Consider the following 24,190-nt stretch of genomic DNA (forward strand, 5'->3'; position numbering starts at 1 on the left):
CTGCAGCCGGAGGCGCCTCCCGCCGCCCCGGCGCGGCACGATGGGGGGATGTCCCGCGTCTCCGCCCTGTCCGTCGCCCGCACCGGGGCCAAGCTGCTGCTCGGCTCCGCCCTCGTCTTCGCCGGGGTGAGCCACCTCACCCGCGCGCGCGAGGAGTTCCAGGCCCAGGTGCCGGAGTGGGTGCCGCTGGAGAAGGACACGGTCGTGCTGGCGTCGGGCGTCGTCGAGATCGGCCTGGGAGCGGCGCTGGTCGTCTCGCGCCGCACGGCGCCCCTCGTCGGCAACGCCGCCGCCGCGTTCTTCACCGCGATCTTCCCGGGCAACGTGTCGCAGTACCTCACGAAGACCAGTGCGTTCGGGCTCGACACCGACCGCAAGCGCGCGGTGCGTCTGCTCTTCCAGCCGCTGCTGGTGGCGTGGGCGCTCTGGTCGACGCGGCGTCCGTGACGTCGGGCTGACGGGTTCGGCTCAGGTTCTGCCGCGCCCGAGGGCGGCGAGGAGGTTCTCGAGGCCGAACTCCCAGGCGTCGTCCACGTCGCCGCCGAGGGTGAAGGCCCCGTTGATCTCCATGCTGATGAAGCCCGTCGCCCACGCGGTGAGGGTCCGTGCGGCCTCGAGCGCGTGCTCGGCCCCGGCGAGGTCCTCGGCCGCCCGGAGGAGGGAGGCGCTCGCCGCGACCCGGTACTCCTGCGCCGCCACCGGCGTACCGGCCGCCGGGGTCATCACGAGCTGGAACGCGGCGGGCCGTTCGCGGCCGAAGGCGCGGAGCTCGGCCGCGATGCGCGCGGGGTCGTCCTGGGCGCCGAGCCGCTGGGCGTAGTCGCGCAGCGTCGCCTCGGCCACGGAGCGGATCAGCGCCTCGCGGCTCTCGACGCGCTTGTAGAGGGAGGGGGCGCGCACACCCACGCGCTGGGCGACGGCGTGCATGGTGACGCCGGCGAGCCCCTCCTCCTCGAGCAGTGCGGCGGCGGCGGCGACGATCGCCTCGTGGGTGGTGCGGTCCGGAGTGGGCATGCCTCCAGCATAGCTATTGACAGTAGCCATGATGGCTAAGTAGCGTAGCCATCATGGAACTCACCCCCTCGCTCCACCGCCTCGGCTCCGACGTCGTCGCCTCTTACCTGGTCGCGACCCCCGAGGGCGTCACTCTGATCGATGCCGGGCTGCCCGGCCACTGGTCCGATCTGCTCGCCGCGCTCGCCGAGCTCGGCCGTCCGATCGAGGACGTGAAGGGCGTCGTCCTCACCCACGGCGACTCCGACCACATCGGCTTCGCCGAGCGCCTGCGCCGCGAGCACGGCGTGCCCGTCTTCGTGCACGCCGCCGATGCCGAGCGGGCGAAGGGCGGGAAGAAGCCCGCGAACGGCAAGCAGTCGATGCGGCTCGGCGCCATGGCGGTATTCCTCGCCTACTTCGCGCGCAAGGGCGGACTCCGCATCCCTCCGCTGACCGAGGTGGTCGAGGTAGCCGACGGCGACGTGCTCGACCTGCCCGGGTCGCCGCGCATCATCGGCCTGCCCGGCCACTCCGCCGGCAGCGTCGCCGTGCACGTGCCGGCGGTCGACGCCGTCTTCGTGGGCGACGGCCTGACGACGCGCCACGTGCTCACCGGCAGCTCGGGCCCGCAGCCCGCCCCGTTCACCGACGATCCGGAGCAGGCGCTCGCGTCGCTGCGCCTCCTCCTGCCGACCGGGGCGGCGTGGGTCCTGCCCGGGCACGGGGCTCCGTGGAGCGGCGGGGTCGCCGCGGCGGTCGCGGCCACCGAGGCCGCCGCCCGGAGCTGATCGCCGGGGATCAGGACGCCGGCACGAGGTCCCAGCGCGCCGCGAGGACCCGCAGTCCCTCGTCGAAGACGGCCGACCAGGCGGTCGCGTCGTGCGCGCTGCCGGGCACCTCGAGGTAGGTGGTCCGCATGCCGGCCGCTGCGGCGTCGGCGTGCAGCGTCTGCACCCCGGCGCGGAACGCCGTGTCGTCGGCGCCCACTCCGAACACCGCGACCGTGTCGGAGTAGGGGGCGTGCGCGGCGAGGATGCTCGCAGGCTCCGCCGCCTCGTAGGCGCTCGCGCTGCCTCCGAAGCCCTCGCGGATCGTCGTCGCCTCGTCGCCCAGGCTCGGCGCGAGCTCGCCCGACGCGTCGATGACACCGCCGAAGAGCTCTGGATGCGCGGCGCCGAGCTGGATCGCGCAGGTGCCGCCCTGCGACAGCCCGCCGATCGCCCAGTCGGCCGGATCCGGCAGGACGGGCAGATGCGCCCGGATCCAGGCCGGGACGTCGACCGTCAGGTACGTCGCGGAGTTCCCCAACGGCGAGTCGACGCACATCGGGTTCGCGGACGGGTCGCTGAGCTGGTCGGGGGAGACGACGATCGGCGCCAGCCCGGCGTGGTCCGCCGCGTAGGCGTCGAGCGTCTGCTGCAGCTTCTCGGTGGAGAGGGGGTCGGAGGGGGAGCCCGGCTGACCCGACAGCATCACCATCACGGGCAGCAGGGGCGGGTCCGCGGTGAGGGCGGCCGGGGGGAGGTAGACCACGGCGTCGCGGGCGGGGAAGCCCGAGACGGTGGCCGGGATCGGGATCGACCGCACCGTGCCGGCGGTCGGCATCCCGGCGGGCGCCGTCCAGTCGGAGAACGGCGTGCGGCTGCCGCCGGGCACGGTGGGGAGCGCCCCGACCGCGGGGTAGGCGCTGAGTCCGAGGGCGCTGCGCAGAGTCGGGTACTGGCCGAAGTCGAGGTTGACGGTCATCGCTGCGGTGACCACCACGAGCACGGCGACGACGACGGAGGCGAGCGCGCGTCGGACGCGCCGGTGCGCGAGGGCGCGCACCAGGACGACGACGGCGACGCCGAGGCCACCGAGCGCGAGCCCCGCCCAGAGCCGCGTGACGGGCGTCAGGTCGACGCCGAGGGGACCGTCCGCACCGTCGAGCAGGGCGGCCAGCGCGGCTCCGCCCACGACGCCGATCAGGAGCACGGCCGCGACGAGAACCGCGCGCCGGACGCGTCCCTCCGGTCGCGAGCGGGTGTGGGCGACAACGAGGCCTGCGAAGGCGAGGGCCGCGACCGCGTAGACGGCCACGACGAGGGGGCCGGAGGAGAGGCTCAGCCCGAGGAGTGCGTTCATGCGTCGATCCGGTCGTCCTGCCGTCGGGAGGGGGCGGCGGGCGCCAGTCTCGACCCGCGCTCTGGACGTGCGCTGGAGGTCTTCTGGACGACCGGGAAGGCGGCCTCCCTCCCCAGCCCGCGATCCTCCGGACGATCCCCGGCCCGCGCGCAAGCCCGCGCATCGCCGCGCGACCCGCCTACCGTGGAGCACGAAGGACACGCAGACCGCGCCCTCACGAAGGAGCTCGAACCATGACGCAGATCCCCCTCCCCGCCGCCGCCGAGCGCGAGCCCGCGCATGAGCCGCGGAGTCGCCGTCGTCACCGGAGGCACCGCCGGACTCGGCCGCGCCACGGTGCGCGAGCTCGCGAAGCGCGGATGGGACGTCGCCGTGCTCGCGCGCGGAGCGGACGGGCTCGCGGCCACGGTCGCCGAGATCGAGCAGGCGGGCCGACGCGGGCTGGCGGTGCCGACCGACGTCGCCGACCGCGAGGCCGTCGAGGCCGCGGCCGACCGGGTGGAGGCCGAGCTCGGTCCGATCGAGCTGTGGGTCAACGATGCGATGGTCGGGGTGTTCGGCGAGTTCCTCTCGACCGATCCGGCCGACTTCGAGCGCGCGGTGGCGGTCAACTTCTTCGGCTTCGTCAACGGCACCCGGGCGGCGCTGTCCCGGATGACCCCCCGCGGCCGCGGTCACGTGATCCAGGTGGGATCGGCGCTCGCGCACCGCGGCATCCCGCTCCAGGCGGCGTACTGCGCCTCGAAGTTCGGAGCGCGCGGATTCACCGAGGCGGTCACCGCCGAGCTCCTGCACTCCAAGAGCCGCATCCGGCTCTCCGAGGTCGACATGCCGGCGCTGAACACCATCCAGTTCAACTGGGTGAAGTCGCAGCTGCCGCACCACCCGCAGCCCGTCCCGCCGATCTACGAGCCCGAGGTCGGCGCCATCGCGATCGCCGACGTGGCCGACAAGCCGCGCCGCCGCACCTGGGTGGGGGAGCCGACGGCGGGAACGATCCTGGGCGACCGCTTCGCCGGCGCGTTCATGGACTGGTACCTCGCGCGCAGCGCCTTCGACGGCCAGCAGGCGCCCGACAAGAAGGAGCCGATGCTCCCGAACAACGTCTACGAGCCCGTGCCCGGCGATCACGGCGCCCGCGGTCTGTTCAGCGACAAGGCCCACACGATGACCCCGCAGATCTGGATGATCCGGCACCGCGCCGCGAGCTACGCCGGGGCAGCGGTCGCCGCGGCGGCCGGTGTCATCGGCGTCGTCGCGGCCCTGCGGAGGAAGTGACCGTGGCCGACGTCGATGCCGTCGTCGTCGGGGCGGGGCCCAACGGGCTCGCCGCGGCGGTCGTCCTCGCGCGGGCGGGGCTCTCGGTCACGGTGCTCGAGCGCAACGAGCGGATCGGCGGCGGCGCGCGGACGGCCGAGCTCACGCTGCCGGGCTTCCACCACGACGTCTGCTCGGCCGTGCATCCGATGGCGCTCGCCTCGGAGTTCTTCCGGCGCTTCCGGCTCGACGAGCGGATCGACCTGCGGGTCCCCGACATCTCGTACGCGCATCCGCTCGACGGCGGCCGGGCCGGCATCGCCTACCGCGACCTCGACCGCACGGCCGAGGCGCTCGGGCGCGACGGGGCCGCCTGGCGCGCGCTGATGGGTCCGCTGTCCGAGCGGGCCGACCGCGTCTCGGGCTTCACGAACGACCCGCTGCTGCGCGTGCCGACCGATCCGAGCGTGCTCGTGCGCTTCGGGCTCCGGGTGCTCGAGCAGGGCTCGCCGTTCTGGAACCTGCGATTCCGCGAGGACGTCGCCCCCGCGATGCTCACCGGGGTCGCGGCGCACTCGATCCGCCCGATGCCGAGCCCGTCGACGGCCGCCGCCGCTCTCGCTCTCGGGACCTACGCGCACGCCCGCGGCTGGCCGGTGCCGATCGGCGGCAGCCAGTCGATCGTCGACGCCCTCGCCGACGACCTGCGCGCCCACGGCGGCACCATCGAGACGGGGGTCGAGGTCACCTCCCTCGCGCAGCTGCCCCGCGCCCGGGCCGTGCTCTTCGACCTCACTCCGAAGGCGCTGCTCGCGCTCGCCGGCGACCGGCTGCCGCGCGCCTACTCGAAGGCCCTCCGCGCGTTCCGCTACGGCAACGGCGTCGCCAAGGTCGACTTCGCGCTCGACGGACCAGTGCCCTGGACCCACCCCGAGCTCCGCCGGGCCGGCACCCTGCACGTCGGCGGCACCCGGGCCGAGATCGCCGGAGCCGAGCGCGACGTCGCCCGGGGGCGGCACAGTGGGAACCCCTACGTGCTCGTCGCCCAGCCCTCGCTCGCGGATCCCGGCCGAGCGCCCGAGGGCAAGCACGTGCTGTGGGCGTACACGCACGTGCCGCGCTACTCGCCCCTGCATCAGCAGGAGGCGATCACCGCGCAGATCGAGCGCTTCGCTCCGGGCTTCCGCGACCGCGTCATCGGGGTCTCGTCCATGACCGCGCGCGACATGGAGCAGTACAACCCCAACTACCTCGGCGGCGACATCGCGGCCGGAGCGGCCAGCGTCGTCCAGCTGCTCTCGCGACCGGTGCCCTCGCCCGACCCGTGGCGGACGCCCGCGAAGGGCCTGTACCTCTGCTCGTCGTCGACGCCGCCCGGCCCGGGAGTGCACGGCATGGCGGGCTGGCACGCGGCCCGCAGCGCCCTGCGCCACGAGTTCGGGGTCACCCGCGCGCCCGATCTGGCACCCTGAGGGGAGGGGCGACCCCGCTCCCGCGCACCGACCGCCTTCCGAAGGAGCCCGCGATGTCCCGCAACACCCGCGTCTTCCACTGCCCGCCCGAGTCCGTCTTCGCCGCCCTCTCCTCCGGATGGCTCTTCCCGTCCTGGGTGGTCGGCGCCTCGCGGATGCGCAAGGTGGACGAGGACTTCCCGCACATCGGGTCGCAGCTGCACCACTCGTTCGGGCTCTGGCCGCTCGTCATCGACGACCGCACCACCGTCCTCGAATGGGACCCGCCGCACCGCTTCATCATCCAGGCGGCCGGCTGGCCGATGGGCGAGGCGCGGGTGCGGATCGAGGTGGAGCCGCACAAGGACGGCTGCCGCGTGCGCATGCACGAGACCGCCGTGAAGGGCCCCGGCACGCTCATCCCGAAGCCGCTGCTGCACTCGTTCCTCTGGGTGCGCAACATCGAGGCGCTGCAGCGCCTCGCGCACATGGCCGAGGCGGGCGCGGGCGGACGGGTCCTCGAGCCCCGGGCCCTGCCCTCGCCGCGCGACCGCGAGGGCGTCGACACCCCGAAGCACCTGGTGTCGCGGACCCTCGGCACCCTCGCCTCGGTGGCCGTCGGGTCGCTGGCGCTGCGCGCCGCGGCGGCGGCGACCCGGCGCGCCCGCGCCTGATCGCGGGGCGCGCCCGGGTCAGACGATGCGCTCGACGAGCCGCACGTGGTGCACGGCGACCCGCTTCGGCTCGCCCTCGAAGGCCGCCGCGCGCTCGGGCGAGGCCAGGTAGGTCTTCTCGATCGCGAGGAACGACTCCGCGTCTCCGGGCGTGCTGACCGCCCAGACGAACTCGTTCACCTCGCGGTCGGCGTAGGCGAACTCGATCCGGAAGCCCAGCGCCTCGCGCGCCGGCACGATCCTCGCCCGGAACCAGGCGAGGAAGTCGTCGATCACCCCGTCCACCAGCTCGTAGCGTCGGAGTTGGACGGTCCTGGTCTCTGCAGCGTCGCTCATGCGCTCGACGGTACCGGAGTCGCGGACGCCGCTCCCGCCCGCTCGTCCCGCTGAGTCACTCACCGCCCGTCCACCCCTCGAGGAGGCACCCCCTGGATCCCCGCCGAAACCGCGCTCTCGCGCTCCTCGTCGCCGGCTGCTTCTTCATGGAGAACCTCGATGCGACGATCGTGACGACCGCGGCGCCCGCGATCGCGGCCGACCTCGGGGTCGACTCCGCCGCGATCGCGATCACCGTGACCGCGTTCCTGCTCACCGTCGCGGTCCTGATCCCGGCCTCGGGCTGGCTCAGCGAGCGCTTCGGCGTGCGCCGCGTGTTCACCCTGGCGATCGCCGTCTTCACGATCGCGTCCCTGCTCTGCGCGCTCAGCCCGACGCTGCCCGTGCTGATCGCCGCGCGGGTCCTCCAGGGTGTGGGCGGAGCGCTGATGGTGCCGGTCGGCCGCCTCGCAGTGCTGCGGGTCACGCCGCGCGAGCGCATCATCGAGGCCATCGCGATCCTGGTCTGGCCGGGCCTCGTGGCGCCGATCGTCGCTCCGTTCGTCGGCGGACTGCTGACCACCTACGCGTCCTGGCACTGGATCTTCTTGATCAACCTGCCGCTCGGAGCGGTCGCGTTCGTCCTGGCGCTGCGCATCGTGCCCGGTGGGCGGGAGGAGGCGCCGCCGCCCCTGGACGTCGTCGGCCTGGTGCTCGTCGTCGTCGGCCTCGGCGCGCTCGTCGGCGCCTCAGGGCTGGTCGCCGCCTCCGTCTCGGACCCGCGCGCGCTGACGCTCGCCGTCGCGGGCGCAGCCGTGACCGCGGTTGCCGTCCGGCATCTGCGCCGTGCGCCGCATCCGCTCGTCCGCCTCGACGCCTTCCGCTTCGCGACGTTCCGGGTGGCGAACGCGAGCGGATCGCTCTACCGGGCGACGATCAACGCCGTCCCGTTCCTCCTGCCGCTGCTGTTCCAGGACGCGTTCGGCTGGAGCCCGGTGCAGGCCGGCTCGGTCGTGCTCGCCCTGTTCGTCGGCAACCTCGCGATCAAGCCCGCCACCACGTGGCTGCTGCGGACCCTGGGGTTCCGGACAGTGCTGGTCGTCTCGAACGCGATCGGAGTCGCGTGCATGGCGGCGATGGCGTTCCTCACCCCGGAGGTGCCGATCGCCGCGGTCGTCGCCCTGCTCGTGCTCAGCGGCGTCGCCCGCTCGGCCGGCTTCACCGCCTACAACACCGTCACCTTCGCCGAGGTGCCCGCCGAGGGGATGTCGGGCGCGAACACGCTGAGCGCGACCACGCAGCAGGTCGCGGCGGGCTTCGGAGTCGCGGTGGGCGGCGTCGCCCTCGCGGTCGGGACCGCGCTGGGTCCGGGCCTCGTGCCCTACCGGTTCGCGTTCCTGGTGATCGCGGTGCTGACGCTGGTGCCGCTCGTCGCGGCGGCGCGCCTGACGCGCGACTCGGGGAGCGAGCTGACCCGCTGACGGCGAGAGCCGCCGGCGGCGAGGACCGAACAGCGAGGGCCGCTGACGGCGACGACCGAACGGCGAGGGCCGCCGGCGGCGACGGTCAGAGCGCGCCCTGCTCCGGCGTGCCGGCGGGGATCGGGGCGAGGCGCACGATGCGCGGCGGCTCCTGCAGCAGCCCCTCGAGCGAGGCGTTGAGGCGGGCGACGGGCTCGCCCGCGCCGTGGGCGTCGAGCTCGGCCGCGCTGGTCCACTTCTCGATCATCACGACGGTGCCGTCGGGCGCGTCGTGGATCGAGTAGAGCTCGCAGCCCGGCTCGCCGTGCACCTCGGCGATGCCTGCGCGCAGGGCGTCGACCATGCGCTCGCGGGCGCCCTCGGCGGGGGTGAAGACGACGTGGACGACGACGGGAGCTGTCATGGCGGGGTTCCTCACGGTGGGCGGGGCGGGACCGTCCACGCTACTCCGCCCGGTCGGCGCCCCCGCCGAGGCCGAGCGCCATGCCGTCGAGGAGGTCGTGCGCGGTCGACGTGACGGAGTCGAGTCCGGGGGAGGCGCTGCTCGCGGCCCGCAGGACCTCGCCCCAGATCAGCGCGCCGGCGGCGATGACGTCCTCGCGGCCCGGGCGCAGGTAGGGCAGCGCCGCGGCGTCGGCCGGGGAGAGGCGGGCGAGGTCGTCGCAGGCGGCGAGCACGGTGGCGAGGGGGAGCTCCGCTTCGAGCGCCCCGCGGTCGTAGGCGCGGAGTCCGAGCGCGTGCGCGGTGACGGTCAGCACCGTCGCGGCGACGCCGACCACGCTGCGGGCGCGCGAGAGGTCGACGGAGGAGGCGGCCAGCGCCGCGCGGACATCGGCGCGCATCGCCTCCCGCTCCTCGTCGGTCGGCGCCGCGGCCCGGCGGTGGCGCTCGGTCAGGCGGACGCTGCCGACGTCCATCGAGTGCGCCTGCTCGGGCGCCGCGTCGCCGAGCACCAGCTCCGTCGATCCGCCGCCGAGGTCGACGACCAGCACCGGCCGGTCCGTGTCGACCACCCCGGTGGCGCCGCGGAACGAGAGCGCGGCCTCCTCCTCGCCGCTGATCGTCTCGGGGCGCACCCCGATGATCCGCTCCACCGCGTCGAGGAACTCCCCACGATCGCTCGCGTCCCGGGTGGCGGAGGTCGCGGCGAAGCGCAGCCGCGTCGCTCCGGCATCGCGGACCAGATCGGCGTACTCGCGCGTGACGGCCAGCGTGCGCTCGAGCGCTGCGGGGTCGAAGCGGCCGGTGCGGTCGACGCCGTGGCCGAGACGGACGAGCTCGGTGCGGCGGACCACGTCGGTCAGGCGGTCGCCGTCGACGTCGGCGATCAGGAGGCGGAGGGAGTTGGTGCCGCAGTCGAAGGCGGCGACGCGCGTGCGAGGCATGCCGCCATCCTCCAGGACCCGGCGCCGGAGCGGGGATCGCGGCCCGCTGAGGCCCGGCGGCGAGGAGATCGCCGTCGCGAGCACGCGAGACCAGGTCCTAGCCTGGGAGGACGAGCCGAAGGAGCCCCCGTGCACGATCACCACGTCCGCGTCCACCGCAGCGACGAGAACCTCGAGCGCGCAGGCCAGCTCGCCCACGCGCTCGCCGAGATCGCCGTCGACCCGGTCGCCGTCGACGACGAGGTCGCCGAGATGGTCGTCAACCGGGTCATCGACAACGCGGCCGTCGCCACCGCCTCGCTGCTGCGCCGCCCCGTCGTCGCCGCCCGCTCGCAGGCGCTCGCGCACCCCGCGTCGATCGGGGGAGAGGGCGCCGTCGTCGTCGGCACCGACCTCTCCCGTCGCGTCTCACCCGAGTGGGCGGCGTGGGCGAACGGCGTCGCCGTGCGCGAGCTCGACTACCACGACACCTTCCTCGCGGCCGAGTACTCGCATCCGGGCGACAACATCCCGCCCTTGGTCGCCGTCGCCCAGCACGCGGGCATCGGAGGCGCGCAGCTGCTGCGCGGCATCGTCACGGCCTACGAGGTCCAGGTCGACCTGGTCAAGGCGATCAGCCTGCACCGGCACAAGATCGACCACGTGGCCCACCTCGGCCCGTCGGCCGCCGCCGGCCTGGGCACGATGCTCGGGCTCGACGTGGCGACGGTCGAGCAGGCGATCGCCCAGGCGCTGCACACCACCACCGCGACCCGGCAGTCCCGCAAGGGCGAGATCTCGACCTGGAAGGCGTACGCGCCGGCCTTTGCGGGCAAGATGGCGATCGAGGCCGTCGACCGGGCGATGCGCGGCGAGACCAGCCCGTCGCCGATCTACGAGGGCGAGGACGGCGTGATCGCCTGGCTGCTCGACGGCGCCGACGCGTCCTACGACGTGCCGCTGCCCGATCGCGGCGAGGCCAAGCGCGCGATCCTCGACACGTACACGAAGGAGCACTCAGCCGAGTACCAGGCGCAGGCGCTCATCGACCTCGCCCGCCGCCTGCACCACTCCCACCCCGAGGCGGCCGACCCCGAGCGCGTCGAGCGCATCGTGATCCACACCTCGCACCACACGCACTTCGTCATCGGCTCGGGCGCGAACGACCCGCAGAAGTACGACCCGCAGGCGTCGCGCGAGACGCTCGACCACTCGGTGCCCTACATCTTCACCGTGGCGCTGCAGGACGGCGCGTGGCACCACCTGCGCAGCTACGCCCCCGAGCGCGCGGCCCGGGCCGACACCATCGCGCTCTGGCACCGCACGACGACGGAGGAGGACGCGGAGTGGACCCGCCGCTACCACTCCGAGGACCCGGCCGAGAAGGCGTTCGGCGCGCGCGTCGAGATCCTGCTCACCGACGGCACCACGATCGTCGACGAGATCGCGGTGGCGGATGCGCATCCGCTCGGCGCCCACCCGTTCTCGCGCGAGCAGTACGTCTCGAAGTTCCGCACGCTCGCGGCCGACGTGCTCGAGGAGCGCGAGATCGAGCGCTTCCTCGACCTCGCGCAGCGACTGCCGGAGCTGACCCCCGAGGAGGTCGGACGGCTCACCATCGTGGCGGCCCCCGGCGTGCTCGCCTCGGTGGAGTCGCCGCGCGGCCTGTTCTAGCCCGGTCTCGCTGGTCGAGTAGGCGCTGAGCGGCGCAGCGAGGCGCGCCGTCGCCGGGAGGGTGGATCTCGATACGCCCTCTGCGAGGGCTGCTCGATCAGCAGAGCCGGCTTGCTGGTCGAGTAGCCGCGGAGGGGCGTATCGAGACCCGCTGCGTCAGAGCAGGGCGTCCGTCAGGTGGTCCGGCGTGCCGAAGCGGTGCGCGGTGATCGAGACGGCCTGCTCGCGGACGAACGGCAGGAGCTCGAGGCGTCCCGACTCCGTCACGGCACCGGCGTGGACCGCGAGGTCGGGCCGACCGCCGGTGACCGCCGTCACCGTGGAGGCCGGTGCGCCGATCAGCCGGACCCGGCCCGCTCCGTGCGCACGCACCCGGCGCGACCACGCCGCCTCGTCCTCCACGACCACGTCGGCGACCGCGGCCGTGGCGGCGGCGATCCGCGGGGGCAGCGACGTCGTGCTCGACACGAGCACCGCTCCTCCGCGCCCGCCGCCGCGGCGACGACCTGCACGAGCGCGCCCACCGGCTCGCCGTCGGCCAGGCGCACCAGAACAGGGGAGCCGTACGCGAGCCGCCGGAACACGTTGCGCTCGGCCGCGAGTCCGGTCACGTCGCGGGGCGCGTGCTCGGCGAGGGCTGCCGCCGCGTTGCGCGCCGTCCGCTCGACGCTCCCGCCTCACCGGCCGACAGCTCCGCCTGAGCCGCTGCGACGAGCCCCGCAGCCGCAGCAGGCACCTCCGCCGTCGCCGTCGACGCGCGAGCCGTCCACGTGCCGAGGCCCAGTAGGTAGTCCGGCCCGCCCGCCTTCGTGCCCGGGCCGACCGCCGACTTCTTCCAGCCGCCGAACGGCTGGCGCTCGACGATCGCGCCCGTGATGCCGCGGTTCAGGTAGAGATTGCCCGCCTCGATGCTCCCGAGCCACGTGCCGATCTCGACCGGGTCGAGCGCGTGCAGCCCCGAGGTCAGGCCGTAGTCGACCTCGTTCACGAGCGCGATCGCGTCCTCGAGGGTCGGCGCGGTCATGATGCCCAGCACCGGTCCGAAGTACTCGGTGCGGTGGTACTCGGAGCCGCGGCGCACGCCGTCGCGGACACCCGGGCTCCACAGGCGGCCGGAGTCGTCGAGCTTCTTCGGCTGCAGCAGCCAGCTCTCTCCGGCGCCGAGTTCGGTGAGCCCGCGCAGCAGCTTGCCCGCGGCCGGCTCGATGACCGGTCCCATCCGCGTCGCCGGGTCGGTCGGGTAGCCCACGGTCAGCGAGGCGACGGCGTCGAGCAGCTGCGCGCGGAACCGCTTCGAGCGGGCGACGGAGCCGACGAGCACGACGAGCGACGCGGCCGAGCACTTCTGGCCGGCGTGCCCGAAGGCGCTCGAGACGACGTCCTTGACCGCGAGGTCGAGGTCGGCCGAGGGAGTGACGATGATCGCGTTCTTGCCGCTCGTCTCGGCGAGCAGCGGGAGGTCGTGGCGGAAGGAGCGGAACAGCTCCGCCGTCTCGTAGGCGCCGGTGAGGATCACGCGGTCCACGGCGGGCGAGGCGACGAGGTCCGCGCCGAGCTCCTCCTCCGGGACCCGCAGCAGGAGCAGCGCCTCGCGGGGGACCCCCGCGGCCCAGAGCGCCTCGGCGACGACCGCGCCGCAGCGCGCCGTCGGGCCGGCCGGCTTGAGCACGACGGCCGAGCCCGCGGCGAGGGCGGCGAGCACGCCGCCCGCCGGGATCGCGACCGGGAAGTTCCACGGCGGCGCGACGAGCGTCAGCTGCGCCGGGTGGAACTGCGCGCCGTCGACCGAGTCGAGCTCGCGGGCGCGCTCGGCGTAGTAGTGCGCGAAGTCGATCGCCTCGGACACCTCCGGGTCGCCCTGGTCGATCGTCTTGCCGGCCTCGGCCGCCATCACCTCGAGCAGGTCGGCGCGGCGCGCCTCGAGCTCCTCGCCCGCGCGGTGCAGGATCCGCGCGCGCTCGTCGACGGGGACGCGGCCCCAGACGAGGCCGGCGTCGCGGGTCGCGGTGAGCGCCGACTCCAGCTCGGGGAGGGCGGTGAGCGTCGCGGCCTCGATGCTGTCGACGCCCAGCCGGGAGGAGGGGACCCGCGCGAGGATCGCGCCGGCCCAGTCGCGGTTCGCCGCGACGGAGGGATCGGTGTCGGGGGTGCTGCGGAAGTCGCCGAAGCCCGGGCGCCCGACGGCGGCGAAGCGGTCGGCGACGCGGTGCGCGGGCGGCACGGCACCGTCGAGAGCGGTGACGGAGGCGCGGAACCGCGCCTCCTCCCGCGCGAACAGCTCGGGCTGCGCCTCGAGCTCGAACACGGCCGACATGAAGTTCTCGCTCGAGGCGCCCTCCTCCAGCCGGCGGATCAGGTACGCGATCGCGACGTCGAACTCGGCCGGGGCGACGACCGGCGTGTAGAGCAGGAGCGAGCCGACGGTCCGGCGCACCGCCTCGGCCTGGCCCTGCGCCATGCCGAGCAGCATCTCGTACTCGATGCCGTCGCGGACCCCGCGCTCCCCGGCGAGCAGCCACGAGTAGGCGACGTCGAAGAGGTTGTGGCCGGCCACGCCGACCCGCACGTTGCGGATGCGCTCCGGGTGCAGCGCGTAGTCGAGCACGCGCTTGTAGTTCGTGTCCGAGTCCTGCTTCGTGCTCCACGTCGCGAGCGGCCAGCCGTGCACCGAGGCCTCCACCTGCTCCATCGGCAGGTTCGCGCCCTTGACCACGCGCACCTTGATGCCGGCCCCACCGCGGGCGCGACGGCCGGCGCTCCACTCCTGCAGGCGGATCATCGCCGACAGCGCGTCGGGCAGGTACGCCTGCAGCACGATGCCGGCCTCGAGGTCGTGGAACTCGGCACGGTCGAGCAGGCGGGTGAAGACCGCGATCGTGAGGTCGAGGTCCTTGTACTCCTCCATGTCGAGGTTGACGAACTTCGCCGGAGTCGCAGCGGCGGCGCGGGCGAACAGCGGAGCGAGCTCCTCGACGATGTCGTCGACCGCGGCATCGAAGGCCCACGGGTTGTGCGGAGCGACGGTGGAGGAGACCTTGATCGAGACGTAGTCGACGTCGTCGCGGGCGAGGAGGCGGTGGGTGCCCTCGAGGCGTCGCTGCGCCTCCGTGCGGCCGAGCACGGCCTCGCCGAGCAGGTTCATGTTGAGCCGGACGCCCTCGCGGCGGATCTTCGCGATCGCGGGGCCGAGCTTCGCGTCGGTCGCGTCGATGATGAGGTGGCCGACCATCCGCCGGAGCACCCGGCGCGCGATCGGCACGACCACGTCGGGCAGGATCGGGGCCATCACTCCGCCCAGGGCGACCGCGCCGCGCATCGGGGCGGGGAGGAAGCGGGGCACGCCGCCCGCGATCGACCGCAGGGCCGCGCCGGCGACCCGGGTGTCCTCGGGGCGGACCACGCCGTCGACGAAGCCGACGGTGAAGTCGAGCCCGGAGGGGTCCTTCAGCACGCCGGCCAGCTGCGCTCCGGAGGCGTCGGTCGGGATGTCCGCGGCCTCGCGGAGCCAGCGGCGCACGAGGGCGACACTCGCGTCGACGAGCGCCGGGGCGACGGAGTCGGGGGAGGGGGCGGCGGTCGGGGCGGTCGCTCCGCTCGTGGCGGGGCGTGCGGCGAGGTCGGTCACGATCGTGTCCTTCGGCTCGTGCGCCGCAAGGTCGGAGCGGCGTCTCCCCTCAGTATTCGACGCGGTACCGTTGAGCAGAAGCGATGATTCGTGACCGGTACCGGTCAGCTGAGCTGATGAATCGGAGGGGCCTCCCGTGCTCGACGTCCGCCGCCTGGTCCTGCTGCGCGAGGTCGCCGTCCGCGGCACTCTCGCGGCCGCCGCCGAGGCCCTCGCCTACAGTCCGTCCGCCGTCTCGCAGCAGCTGAGCGTGCTCGAGCGCGAGACCGGCGTGGAGCTCCTGCGCAAGGTCGGGAGGCGCGTGCAGCTCACTCCGCAGGCCGAGATCCTCGTCGAGGCGGCCGGGGAGGTGCTCGCGCTGCTCGAGCGGGCGGAGGCGGCGCTCGCCGCATCGGGCGAGTCGGTCACCGGACGCGTGCGCGTCGCGGTGTTCCAGTCGGCCGCCCTGGCGCTGATGCCGAGCGCGCTCCGCTTCGCGTCCGAGCGGTTCCCCGAGGTGCGGGTCGAGATGGTGCAGCGCGAACCGGAGGGGGCGCTGCACGAGACGTGGGCGCGCGAGTTCGACCTCGTGGTCGCCGAGCAGTACCCGGGCCACTCGACATCGTGGCTGCCGGGTCTGGTGCGGGCCGACCTCACGAGCGACGCGATCCGTCTGGCGGTGCGCCGCGACTCCGCTGTGCAGCGCCTCGCCGACGCCCGCGACGAGGCCTGGGTGATGGAGCCGCGCGGCACCGCGAGCCGCCACTTCGCCGAGCAGCTGTGCCGGGTCGCCGGCTTCGAGCCCGACGTGCGCTTCGAGACGGCCGACCTGCAGGCGCAGATCCGGCTCGCCGCCTCGGGCAACGCGGTCGCGCTGATGCCGGACCTCGTGTGGGCGGGCGGGGAGCCGGACTGCCGCCTGCTCGAGCTGCCGGGAGCGCCCCGGCGCACGATCTTCACGGCGCAGCGCGAGGCGGGGCTCGCGTCACCGGCGGTCCGGGTGTTCCGCGAGTGCCTGGAGGAGGCGGCGCGCGCCTACGCGTGACGGGGAGCGCTGCTCCTCCCCATCCGCTGGACCCGACCTTCCTCCACCGATCCAGGGGGACCGGACGCTCGGATCACCGGTCACTGGTTCACTGCGGGGATGACATCGGACGGAGAGACTCGGGCGCCGGAGGCGCTGCTCGGTGAGGTGCGCGGCCACGGAGACCGGGCGGCCGAGCTGGCGCGCGCGGCGTCCCCGATCCTGCTCGCCTCCGCGGAGGAGCTGTACTCGGGGTACCGGACGGCGATGGCGCAGCCGGAGTCCTTCGCCCGCGGGCCCGCCGATCCCGCCTCCGACGACCTCGCTGCGAGATCCGTCCGGGCCGAGCTCGCCGTCGCCCTCGGGGTGTCCGAGCGGACGGTTGCGCGGGAACTCGATCACGCCGCGCTCCTGATCGAGGACCTCCCGCTCACCCGGGCGGCACTCGCAGCGGCCCGGATGCGCTGGGAGGCGGGCCAGATCGTCTGCGCGATCGCCGCGACTCTGCCGGTCGCGTCCCGCCCCGCCTTCGACGAGCAGGCCGCCGACCTGGCCGTGGCGATCACCCCGACTCAGCTGCGGCGCGCGCTCGCTCGCCTGCGCGAGGAACTCCACCCGGAGCCACTGACCGAGCGTCACGCTCGAGCGCGCGAGGACCGTGCCGTGTGGATCGCCCCGGAGGCCGATGGCATGGCGATGCTGTGCGCTCATCTGCCCGCCACAGCCGCGCTGGGGATGTACAGCCGGCTCGACCGCATCGCCCGGACGCTGCGCGACGGCGCCGATCCCGACGGGGCCTCCGGCGACCAGCGGACCCTCGCGCAGCTGCGAGCCGACGCCCTCACCGACCTCGTCTGCGACGGAGACCTCATCGGAACGATCCCCCTGACCGACCTCGAGAGCAGGGAGGCGGCCTACGTGCCGGGGGTCCGCGCTCACGTGCGCCTCACCCTCACGGCGAGCACCGCGCTCGGCCTCGACGACGCGCCGGTCGAACTCGACGGCTACGGCCCCGTCCCCGCCGACTCCGCTCGATCGCTGCTCGTCTCGACACTCACGCGCGTGGTGACCGAGCCCGACACCGGCGAGGTGCTCTCGGTCGGGCGCACGCACCGACTTCCGCCCGAGCGGATGCGGCTCTTCGTGCAGCTGCGCGACGAGACCTGCCGCTTCCCCGGCTGCACTCGGCCCGCCTCGTCGGCCGAAGCCGATCACACCGTCGAATGGCGCCACGGCGGTGAGACCGGGCCGCACAACCTCGCCTCGCTCTGCACCGCGCATCACCACGTCCGCCACGGCGATCGCTGGACGTACGTCCTCCATCCCGACGGCACCACCGACTGGACCACTCCGACCGGCCGGCGCGTCATCACCCGACCGCCGGGGCTGCGGCCGACGCCGGTCGCCCCGCGCGTTCCGCCGTCGGATCCTGGCCGCGCCGGTCAGGACCCGACGACTCTCTGACCCGCCTCGGAACGCGAGAGGGGTCGCTCTGCGCGCCCGCCGGGCTGCGGATGCGGGTGCCGGTATCTCGAGACCATGCTGCCGACGCGTCTCGAGCCTGAGGGTCACGCCGGCGCGTGCACCAGCTCCGAGATCCGGCGCTTGTACTCGTTGAACTCCGGAGCCGTCACATCGCGCTCCTCCGGCAGGTCGATCGGCACGATCTCGCTGATGTGGCCCGGCACCCCGTGCGAGGCGCCGCCCGTCATCACGACGACGCGGTCGGCGAGGTACACCGCCTCCTCGATCGAGTGCGTGACGAAGAGCACGGTCGTGCGGGTCTCGCGGTGGATGCGCTTGAGCTCGATCTGCAGATCGGAGCGGGTCAGCGCGTCCAGCGCGCCGAACGGCTCGTCCATCAGCAGCACCGACGGCTCGTTCGCGAGAACCCGGGCGATCGCGACGCGCTGTTGCATGCCTCCGGAGAGCTCGCCCGGGTAGCGGTCGGCGAAGCGGGTGAGCCGCACCGCCTCGATGAAGCGGTCGGTCACCTCCGTCACGGCCGCCTTCGGCAGCTTCTTGCGCCGCGGTCCGTACGCCACGTTCTCGCGCACGCTCAACCACGGGAAGAGGCCGTAGTCCTGGAACACGACGCCGCGATCGGGTCCGGGCGCCGACACCGGGGAGCCGCCGACCTCGACCACGCCCTCCGTCGCCTCCTCGAACCCGGCGAGGATCCGCAGCAGCGTGGACTTGCCGCAGCCGCTCGCTCCGACCACCGCCACGAACTCGCCGGAGGGGATGTCGAGCGTCACGTCGGCCATGGCCAGCACGCCGCCGCCCGCGGTCTCGTAGCGCTTCACGAGGTCGAGCACGTGGACGTCCGCGGTGCGGACGGCGGGGGTCGCGACGGTCATCGGGCACTCCTCTTCGGGGAAGACGCGGTCATGAGATCAGCGGCCGGCGGCCGAACAGCAGCCGGAACACCAGCAGCAGCAGACGGTCCGAGGCGAAGCCGGCGATCGCGATGCAGATCATCCCGACCACGATCAGGTCGGTCCGGACCACGTCGCGGGCGAGGAAGATCGTCGAGCCCAGCCCCGTGCTCACCCCCGTGGTCTCGCTCAGCACGAGCACGACCCAGGCGAGCCCGAGTCCCACCCGCATGCCGTTGACGATCGCGGCGGCGGAGGCGGGCAGCACGACCCGCGCGAGCACGCCCGCGGTGCCGGTGCCCAGCATCCGCGCCGCCTCGATCAGCCGGGGCGGCACCTGGCGGGCGCCGCTGATGGTGCCCAGCACGATCGGGAAGAACGCCGACAGCGTGATCAGGAAGATCGACGCCTGGTCGCCGTAGCCGATGAGGAGCGCCACGAGCGGCACCCACGCGGTCGCGGGCACCGGGCGGAACAGGTTGATGAACGGATCGAACAGCGAGTTCACGACGTAGTAGCGGCCCATCAGCACGCCCAGCGGCACCGCCAGGACCGTCGCCAGGGCGAAGCCGCCGAACACGCGTCCGGCGCTCGCGCGAGATCGGTCCAGAGCAGCCCGCTGAACGCGTCGTTCCGCAGCCCGGCGAACGCGTAGTCGATCAGCGAGACCAGGACGTCTCCCGGGTAGGGGAGGAACGCCATCCGGATGCCGAACGGCAGCTCCCACTCGCCCGCCCGCCCGAACTGCCAGAGCAGGACGAACAGGATCGGGACGGGCAGGCCGAGCAGGAACGTCGTCCAGCCGGATCGCCCGGGTCGGCGTCGCCGCTTCGCGGTGGCGAGCCGCTCAGTGGCGGTCGAGGGCTCGAGGGTCGTGGTCATCGCCAGGCCGATCAGGAGGTGGGCGCGAACGTCGTGTCCACGACGTCCTCGATCGCGGGCGCCTCGTCGATGAAGCCGAGCTGCTGCATCTGGCCGGCGAGCGCCTCCAGCTGGCCCTGGTACTCCTCGGTCAGGTCGGAGCGGAGCCAGAAGTTCTCGAGCGCCGATTCGAGCACGTCCTGGTCGCCGCCGAACTCGGCGATCATCTCGGGCAGCCACTCGTCGACGTTGTCGGCCATGTACTCGGTGGTCGCGGCGTGCGTGTCGACGACCTTCTGCACGACCTCCGGCTGCTCCTCGATCATCGCGCCGGTCGTGACGAGGCCGATGTTCACGCGGCCGATCGGAGTCGCGTACGGGTCGGCGATCTCGGTCGCGCCGGCCGCCTCCGCGATCGAGACGCCGATCTCGACGCCGAAGAAGGCGTCGATCGAGCCGCTCGTGTACGCCGACGCCATCTCGGGCACCGGGATCGTGGTCAGCTCCAGATCGGAGTCGGTGAGGCCCGCCTCCTCGAGGTAGTAGCGCAGGGCGACCTCCTGGGCGCTGCCCTGGATGTATCCGACCTTCTTGCCCGCGAGGTCCTCGACCGAGGAGATGCCCTCGCCGCCGAGGAAGCCCGAGCCGCCGTCGGCCGCGGAGGCCACGATCTTGAGATCGCGGTCCTGGGCGACGGAGGAGATGGTGGGCGTCACGCCCGAGATCGCGAAGTCGATCGTCCCCGCGACGAGAGCGTCGGAGAGGGCGGGAGTGGTGTCGAGGGTGATCACCTCGAACTGCACGCCCTCCTCGGCGAACTGCTCGTAGAGGAACGGCTGGTAGAAGTGCGGCTGCCCGCGCAGCGTGCCGACCGTCACGGTGACGCTCTCGGCGTCGCCGCCCGATCCTGCGTCGGCGTCGCTCGCGCCGGAGCAGGCGACGAGCGAGAGGGTGGCGGCGAGGGCGCCGCCGAGTGCGAGGGCGCGGACGGCGGTGCGGGTGCGGGAGGTGGTCGGGCGCATGGTCGGGCTCCGTGAGGCTGGGGGATGGCTGCGGCCCGCCGTGCTGTCGGCGGGGCGGCCGGGTCGCCTCCTACTCAACCGTGCGCAGATGCTGGGGGGTTTCTGAGGGGTTTCGGACGTGTAAAACCCGCGCCCGTTCACCCGGGCGGCCCCGGCCCGTCATCCTCCGTCCCTTCTGCGTGCGCCCGTCGGCGCGCTACGGTCACCGCATGGAGACTGTGCGACGGCGCGAGGCGGTGGCTCTGCCCGTCGCGGCGCTCGCGTTCGCGGCCGTGGCGGCCCTGTCCTTCGGCCTCGGCGACGCGCTCGAGACGGTGTCGGACGAGGCGTTCGCCCTGTCCTGGATCCTCGGCTGGGCGCTGCTGGTCTGGTCCGGACTGCTCGGGATCCTCGCCGTCGCGCTCCTCGCCACGCGTCGACCGCTCTCCCGAGCCGGGCTGGGCGTCTGCGTCGCCGCCGTCGCGCTGATCGCGGTCGTGGCGTCGACGCATCCGCTCGTCGGCTCGGGGTCGGGCGTCGGCTGACCGTCCGCCCCGGCCGGGCGCCGAGGGTCAGACGCCCCAGTTCACGAACGGCGCGCGGAGGCCCGAGACGGTGATCTCGTCGTCGGCGAGCACCCCGACGGAGTTCGTCAGCTCGGTGCCGTCCAGGACTCCGACCGGCGTCCGGTCGAAGTCGAAGACGGCGAGGGAGTCGCCCTGCGCGGCCTCGGGGTGCTCGTCGCGCACCTCGATGGCGGCGTCGCCCACCGCCACTCCGCTCAGCGTGCTGATCGCGACGTCGCCGACCGCGTGGGCGTTCACTGCGAGCAGGAAGTCGGGCTCGGGGTACTCGGACTCGGGCCCGCCCGCGTCGTAGACCTCGGTGTCCTTGAAGTCGAAGCCCGGCCAGCTGGAGTTGCGGGTGCGGTAGCCCTCGTAGGGGATGCCGTCCGACTCCAAGGGGGCGCTGCCGAACGCCTCGGTGAGGGCGGCCACCGCGCCGGTGCCGTCGCGGTAGGCCCAGGTGCCGAGCTCCGTGCCGGCGTCGTCGACCAGAGAGAAGGAGGTCGGCCCGACGAGGAGGCTCGTGGCGTCGGCGGCGGTGGGAGCGGCGGTGGGGGTCGCGGTGGGGGTCGGCGTCGCCGGGTCGTTCGAGGGCGTGGTGGTCGCCCCGGGCGCGAGGTCGGGCCTCCGGCCGACGCGGTCGGCTCGGCCGCCGGGTCGGCGGGAGTGCACCCGGAGAGTGCGGCCAGGGCGGTGAGAGCGGCGGCTCCGAGGAGCGTGCGGGAACGGACGTGCATGGCGGAGGACCCCCGGAAGAGCGGACGACGGAGGCGCGGATCGTCCCCCTCCGCTCAGTGTCGGGGCGGGCCGGTCCGCACACGCCCAGGCGCGGATAACGATCCGGTCGGTTCCCGCGGTGCCGTCGTCCACCCCTGTCGCTCCCGGCGCTCACCCGGTGGACTGTCGACGTCCCGCGCACCGTGCGGGCACCGCGAGGAAGAAGGACCGCATGACCACCTGGCTCATCACCGGCTGCTCCACCGGGCTCGGACGCGCGCTCGCGCAGGCCGTCCTGGCCCACGGCGACGACGTCGTGGTGACCGCGCGCGACGTCGACTCCGTCCGCGACATCGTCGAGCCGTACCCGGAGACGTCGCTCGCCGTCGCCCTCGACGTCACCGACGAGACGCAGGTCGAGGCCGCGATGCGCGCCGCGGAGGAGCGGTTCGGCCCGGTCGACGTGCTGGTCAACAACGCGGGCTACGGCTACCGCGCGGCCGTCGAGGAGGGCGAGGAGGAGGCCGTGCAGCGCCTCTTCGACACGCAGCTCTTCGGGTCCGTCCGCACGATCAAGGCGGTGCTGCCCGGGATGCGCTCGCGCCGCTCCGGCACCATCGTGAACCTCTCGTCGATCGGCGCGCGCATCTCGCCGGAGGGGTCCGGCTACTACGCCGCGGTGAAGGCCGCCATCGAGGCGCTGACGCTGTCGCTCCGCAAGGAGGTCGCTCCGCTGGGGATCCGCGCGTTCTCGGTCGAGCCCGGAGGGTTCCGCACCGACTTCGCGGGGCGCTCGCTCACGCAGTCGGCCGAGCCGATCGCCGACTACGCCGAGACGGCGGGGCGCAGGCGCAAGGAGGTCGACACGGCGCACGGCACGCAGGCCGGGGATCCGGAGCGTGCGGCGGCCGCGCTGATCCGCGTCGTCGAGTCGGAATCGACCCCGTCCCTCCTCCTGCTCGGGAACGACGCGCAGGACGCGTTCCGCGCCGCGCTCGACGCGCTGCGGGCGGACGCCGACGAGTGGGAGGAGCTCGGCCGGAGCACCGACTTCGACTGATCCGGCGTCCCTCAGCCCGCCTCGGCGACGGGGAACACCAGCAGCGTCGACGTGGCCGCCGCGACCAGGCGGCCCTCGGAGTCGACGACCGTCGCCGGCGCGAACGCGACGCGGCGCCCGGGCTTCACGACGGTGCCCACCGCCAGCAGCTCACCGCTGTCCAGGTGCACGCCGCGGAGGTAGCTGACGGACAGGTCCAGCGAGGTGCAGTCGACTCCGGCGGGCAGCGTCGACTGCACGGCGCAGCCCGCGGCGGAGTCGAGGACCGTGCAGACGAAGCCGCCGTGCACCCTCCCGAGGGTGTTGTCGTGCGACTCGTCGGGCCGGCAGCGGAACTCGACGCTCCCCTCCTCGACCTCGGCGAGGTCCATGTTCGTCATCGTGATGATCGGGGGAGGGGGGATGCGGCCGTTCTTCATGGCGCGGAGGTGGTCGAGCCCGCTCCTCCGCATCGCGGCCGAGGCCGTGGCCTTCGGGTCGTGCCAGGTGATGGTCCTGCTGCGCTCGTCGCTCATGGTCGTCCTCGTCCCACTCCGTCGTGGATCGCGACCCTGCGCCCGGTCGGCCGGGTCTACGCGGACTCCCGCCGGACGAACTCCGTAGCGAGCTGCACGTGGGCGGGCTGCTCGCCGTCGATCTCGGCGAGAAGCAGCCGGGTCATCTCGCGGGCGATCCGCTCGAACGGCTGGCGCATCGTGGTGATGGCGGGGTGCGCGGCGCTCGCCGCGGGGCTGTCGTCGAAGCCGCCCACCGCGACGTCCTCGGGCACGCGGCGGCCCGCGGCGATCAGCACGGCGATCGCGCCGGCGGCCATCCGGTCGTTGGCGGCGAACACGGCGTCGACACCGGGGGAGGAGTCGAGCAGCCGGGTCATCGCCTCGGCGCCGCTGCGTTCGGACCAGTCGCCGAACTCCACGGGGGCGGGCTGCGCGGCGACGTCGCCGAGAGCGTCGCGGAACCCGTCGACCCGGAGCGAGGCCCCCAGCCGGTCGTCCGGCCCTGCGATCATCGCGACCGAGCGGCGACCCAGGCTCAGCAGGTGCTCGGTCATGCGGCGCGCGCCCTCGCGGTCGTCGGCGGCGACCCAGCCCGCGTCGCCGCCGCGCCGCTCCGGAGTGCCGCAGCAGACGACGGGCAGGCCCGCCGCGCGCAGCTCGTCGAGGAGGGTGAGGTCGCGGCTCCACGACACGAGCATCACGCCGTCGACCTGACCGGTGCCGAGGAAGTCGAGGGCGTGCTGACGGGTGGCGGTGTCCGCGGCGAGGAGGAGGACCATCGCGTGGCCCTGCTCCGCCAGCGCCCTCGAGACGTGCGTGAGCAGGACGGCCACGTTGGGGTCGGCGAAGAGGTGCTCGACGTCCTCGCCGAGCACGAACGCGATCGCGCCGCCGCGCTGCAGGCGCAGGCCCCGCGCGTGGGCGTTCGCGCGGTACCCGGTGCGCCGGACGGCCGCGTCCACGGCGCGCTGCGCGTCGGGGCTGACCCACCTGCCGCCGTTCAGCGCCCGCGAGACGGTGCCGCGCGAGACGCCCGCCGCCCGGGCGACGTCGTCGATGGTCGGGCGGCGCCGGGGCTGGCCGGGGGAGGACATGGGCCCAGTGTAGACGGGCGACTGGAAACGATCACAGGACGAGACGCCGAGA

The 24,190-nt window shown here is 74.0% G+C and carries 23 protein-coding genes and 1 pseudogene; 11 read left to right on the forward strand and 13 right to left on the reverse strand.

Translation table 11 applies throughout. The features are described 5' to 3' along the window. The first annotated feature begins 48 nt into the window (after positions 1–48). The gene (locus tag B0T42_RS05630) at positions 49–447 is read left to right on the forward strand and encodes a DoxX family protein (protein ID WP_094742686.1); all 399 of its coding nucleotides are present in this window, start codon (positions 49–51) and stop codon (positions 445–447) included. Between the two features lie 21 nt (positions 448–468). Here B0T42_RS05630 and B0T42_RS05635 read toward each other — a convergent pair whose 3' ends face one another. Continuing rightward, entirely contained in the window at positions 469–1,014 is a 546-nt protein-coding gene (locus B0T42_RS05635; RefSeq protein WP_077222285.1) for a TetR/AcrR family transcriptional regulator, read from the reverse strand. A gap of 53 nt (positions 1,015–1,067) precedes the next feature. Here B0T42_RS05635 and B0T42_RS05640 point away from each other — a divergent pair, with 53 nt between their 5' ends. Further along, positions 1,068–1,784, forward strand: a complete 717-nt coding sequence (locus B0T42_RS05640) for an MBL fold metallo-hydrolase (RefSeq protein WP_077222286.1) — start codon at positions 1,068–1,070, stop codon at positions 1,782–1,784. Positions 1,785–1,794: 10 nt separating this feature from the next. On the opposite strand, the gene B0T42_RS05645 is transcribed toward B0T42_RS05640, so the two are convergent. After that, positions 1,795–3,120 (reverse strand): alpha/beta hydrolase, encoded by a 1,326-nt coding sequence (locus B0T42_RS05645; RefSeq protein ID WP_077222287.1) that lies wholly within the window; start codon positions 3,118–3,120, stop codon positions 1,795–1,797. A 279-nt stretch (positions 3,121–3,399) separates the two neighbouring features. Here B0T42_RS05645 and B0T42_RS05650 point away from each other — a divergent pair, with 279 nt between their 5' ends. Genes B0T42_RS05650 through B0T42_RS05660 form a run of 3 tightly spaced genes read left to right on the forward strand, consistent with a single transcriptional unit; the run spans position 3,400 to position 6,502 of the window. Further along, a complete protein-coding gene (locus B0T42_RS05650; protein ID WP_077222288.1) occupies positions 3,400–4,398 on the forward strand; it encodes an SDR family oxidoreductase in 999 nt (332 codons plus the stop codon). A gap of 2 nt (positions 4,399–4,400) precedes the next feature. Continuing rightward, entirely contained in the window at positions 4,401–5,849 is a 1,449-nt protein-coding gene (locus B0T42_RS05655) for a phytoene desaturase family protein (protein ID WP_077222289.1), read from the forward strand. Between the two features lie 53 nt (positions 5,850–5,902). Then, entirely contained in the window at positions 5,903–6,502 is a 600-nt protein-coding gene (locus B0T42_RS05660) for an SRPBCC family protein (RefSeq protein WP_077222290.1), read from the forward strand. A gap of 18 nt (positions 6,503–6,520) precedes the next feature. Here the strand turns inward: B0T42_RS05660 and B0T42_RS05665 are convergent, their stop codons facing one another. Further along, positions 6,521–6,838 carry a hypothetical protein gene (locus tag B0T42_RS05665; RefSeq protein ID WP_077222291.1) on the reverse strand — a complete coding sequence of 106 codons (318 nt, stop codon included), beginning with the start codon at positions 6,836–6,838 and terminating at the stop codon, positions 6,521–6,523. A gap of 92 nt (positions 6,839–6,930) precedes the next feature. Between B0T42_RS05665 and B0T42_RS05670 the strand changes: the two genes are divergently transcribed. After that, entirely contained in the window at positions 6,931–8,298 is a 1,368-nt protein-coding gene (locus tag B0T42_RS05670) for a DHA2 family efflux MFS transporter permease subunit (RefSeq protein WP_269087502.1), read from the forward strand. Between the two features lie 85 nt (positions 8,299–8,383). On the opposite strand, the gene B0T42_RS05675 is transcribed toward B0T42_RS05670, so the two are convergent. Continuing rightward, positions 8,384–8,701: a putative quinol monooxygenase gene (locus B0T42_RS05675; protein WP_055786085.1), complete on the reverse strand. Its 318-nt coding sequence runs from the start codon at positions 8,699–8,701 to the stop codon at positions 8,384–8,386. Positions 8,702–8,741: 40 nt separating this feature from the next. Then, a complete protein-coding gene (locus tag B0T42_RS20610) occupies positions 8,742–9,683 on the reverse strand; it encodes a Ppx/GppA phosphatase family protein (RefSeq protein ID WP_077222329.1) in 942 nt (313 codons plus the stop codon). A 129-nt stretch (positions 9,684–9,812) separates the two neighbouring features. Here B0T42_RS20610 and B0T42_RS20615 point away from each other — a divergent pair, with 129 nt between their 5' ends. Next, entirely contained in the window at positions 9,813–11,336 is a 1,524-nt protein-coding gene (locus B0T42_RS20615; RefSeq protein ID WP_077222293.1) for an MmgE/PrpD family protein, read from the forward strand. 156 nt (positions 11,337–11,492) lie between these two features. Here B0T42_RS20615 and B0T42_RS05690 read toward each other — a convergent pair. Continuing rightward, a pseudogene (locus B0T42_RS05690) lies at positions 11,493–14,961 on the reverse strand (bifunctional proline dehydrogenase/L-glutamate gamma-semialdehyde dehydrogenase). A gap of 136 nt (positions 14,962–15,097) precedes the next feature. Between B0T42_RS05690 and B0T42_RS05695 the strand changes: the two are divergent. Beyond that, the gene (locus B0T42_RS05695; RefSeq protein WP_077222294.1) at positions 15,098–15,985 is read left to right on the forward strand and encodes a LysR substrate-binding domain-containing protein; all 888 of its coding nucleotides are present in this window, start codon (positions 15,098–15,100) and stop codon (positions 15,983–15,985) included. Positions 15,986–16,084: 99 nt separating this feature from the next. Beyond that, positions 16,085–17,428, forward strand: a complete 1,344-nt coding sequence (locus B0T42_RS05700; RefSeq protein ID WP_077222295.1) for an HNH endonuclease signature motif containing protein — start codon at positions 16,085–16,087, stop codon at positions 17,426–17,428. Positions 17,429–17,532: 104 nt separating this feature from the next. On the opposite strand, the gene B0T42_RS05705 is transcribed toward B0T42_RS05700, so the two are convergent. From B0T42_RS05705 to B0T42_RS05720, 4 genes are read right to left on the reverse strand one after another with little or no spacing between them, the layout of a single operon-like run. Then, positions 17,533–18,324: an ABC transporter ATP-binding protein gene (locus B0T42_RS05705; RefSeq protein ID WP_077222296.1), complete on the reverse strand. Its 792-nt coding sequence runs from the start codon at positions 18,322–18,324 to the stop codon at positions 17,533–17,535. A gap of 28 nt (positions 18,325–18,352) precedes the next feature. Continuing rightward, complete coding sequence (locus B0T42_RS05710; protein ID WP_077222297.1) at positions 18,353–18,922, reverse strand: ABC transporter permease; 570 nt, start codon at positions 18,920–18,922, stop codon at positions 18,353–18,355. Continuing rightward, on the reverse strand, positions 18,868–19,224 hold the full coding sequence (locus B0T42_RS05715) for a hypothetical protein (RefSeq protein WP_077222298.1): 357 nt from the start codon (positions 19,222–19,224) through the stop codon (positions 18,868–18,870). The genes B0T42_RS05710 and B0T42_RS05715 overlap by 55 nt, the downstream gene beginning before the upstream one ends. 11 nt (positions 19,225–19,235) lie before the next feature. Next, on the reverse strand, positions 19,236–20,225 hold the full coding sequence (locus B0T42_RS05720) for an ABC transporter substrate-binding protein (RefSeq protein ID WP_077222299.1): 990 nt from the start codon (positions 20,223–20,225) through the stop codon (positions 19,236–19,238). Between the two features lie 209 nt (positions 20,226–20,434). On the opposite strand from B0T42_RS05720, the gene B0T42_RS05725 reads away from it, so the two are divergent. Continuing rightward, positions 20,435–20,749, forward strand: a complete 315-nt coding sequence (locus tag B0T42_RS05725) for a hypothetical protein (protein WP_139344429.1) — start codon at positions 20,435–20,437, stop codon at positions 20,747–20,749. Positions 20,750–20,776: 27 nt separating this feature from the next. On the opposite strand, the gene B0T42_RS05730 is transcribed toward B0T42_RS05725, so the two are convergent. Beyond that, positions 20,777–21,442, reverse strand: a complete 666-nt coding sequence (locus B0T42_RS05730) for a hypothetical protein (RefSeq protein WP_077222301.1) — start codon at positions 21,440–21,442, stop codon at positions 20,777–20,779. A 277-nt stretch (positions 21,443–21,719) separates the two neighbouring features. On the opposite strand from B0T42_RS05730, the gene B0T42_RS05735 reads away from it, so the two are divergent. After that, entirely contained in the window at positions 21,720–22,547 is an 828-nt protein-coding gene (locus B0T42_RS05735) for an oxidoreductase (RefSeq protein WP_077222302.1), read from the forward strand. A gap of 11 nt (positions 22,548–22,558) precedes the next feature. Here B0T42_RS05735 and B0T42_RS05740 read toward each other — a convergent pair whose 3' ends face one another. Both B0T42_RS05740 and B0T42_RS05745 read right to left on the reverse strand, forming a co-directional pair. Further along, positions 22,559–23,062, reverse strand: a complete 504-nt coding sequence (locus B0T42_RS05740; RefSeq protein ID WP_077222303.1) for a PaaI family thioesterase — start codon at positions 23,060–23,062, stop codon at positions 22,559–22,561. A 56-nt stretch (positions 23,063–23,118) separates the two neighbouring features. Beyond that, entirely contained in the window at positions 23,119–24,138 is a 1,020-nt protein-coding gene (locus tag B0T42_RS05745; protein ID WP_077222304.1) for a LacI family DNA-binding transcriptional regulator, read from the reverse strand. Positions 24,139–24,190 lie beyond the last annotated feature (52 nt).

Origin of the sequence: Rathayibacter rhapontici (genome assembly GCF_001995175.1) — a bacterium.
GTDB lineage: Bacteria > Actinomycetota > Actinomycetes > Actinomycetales > Microbacteriaceae > Rathayibacter.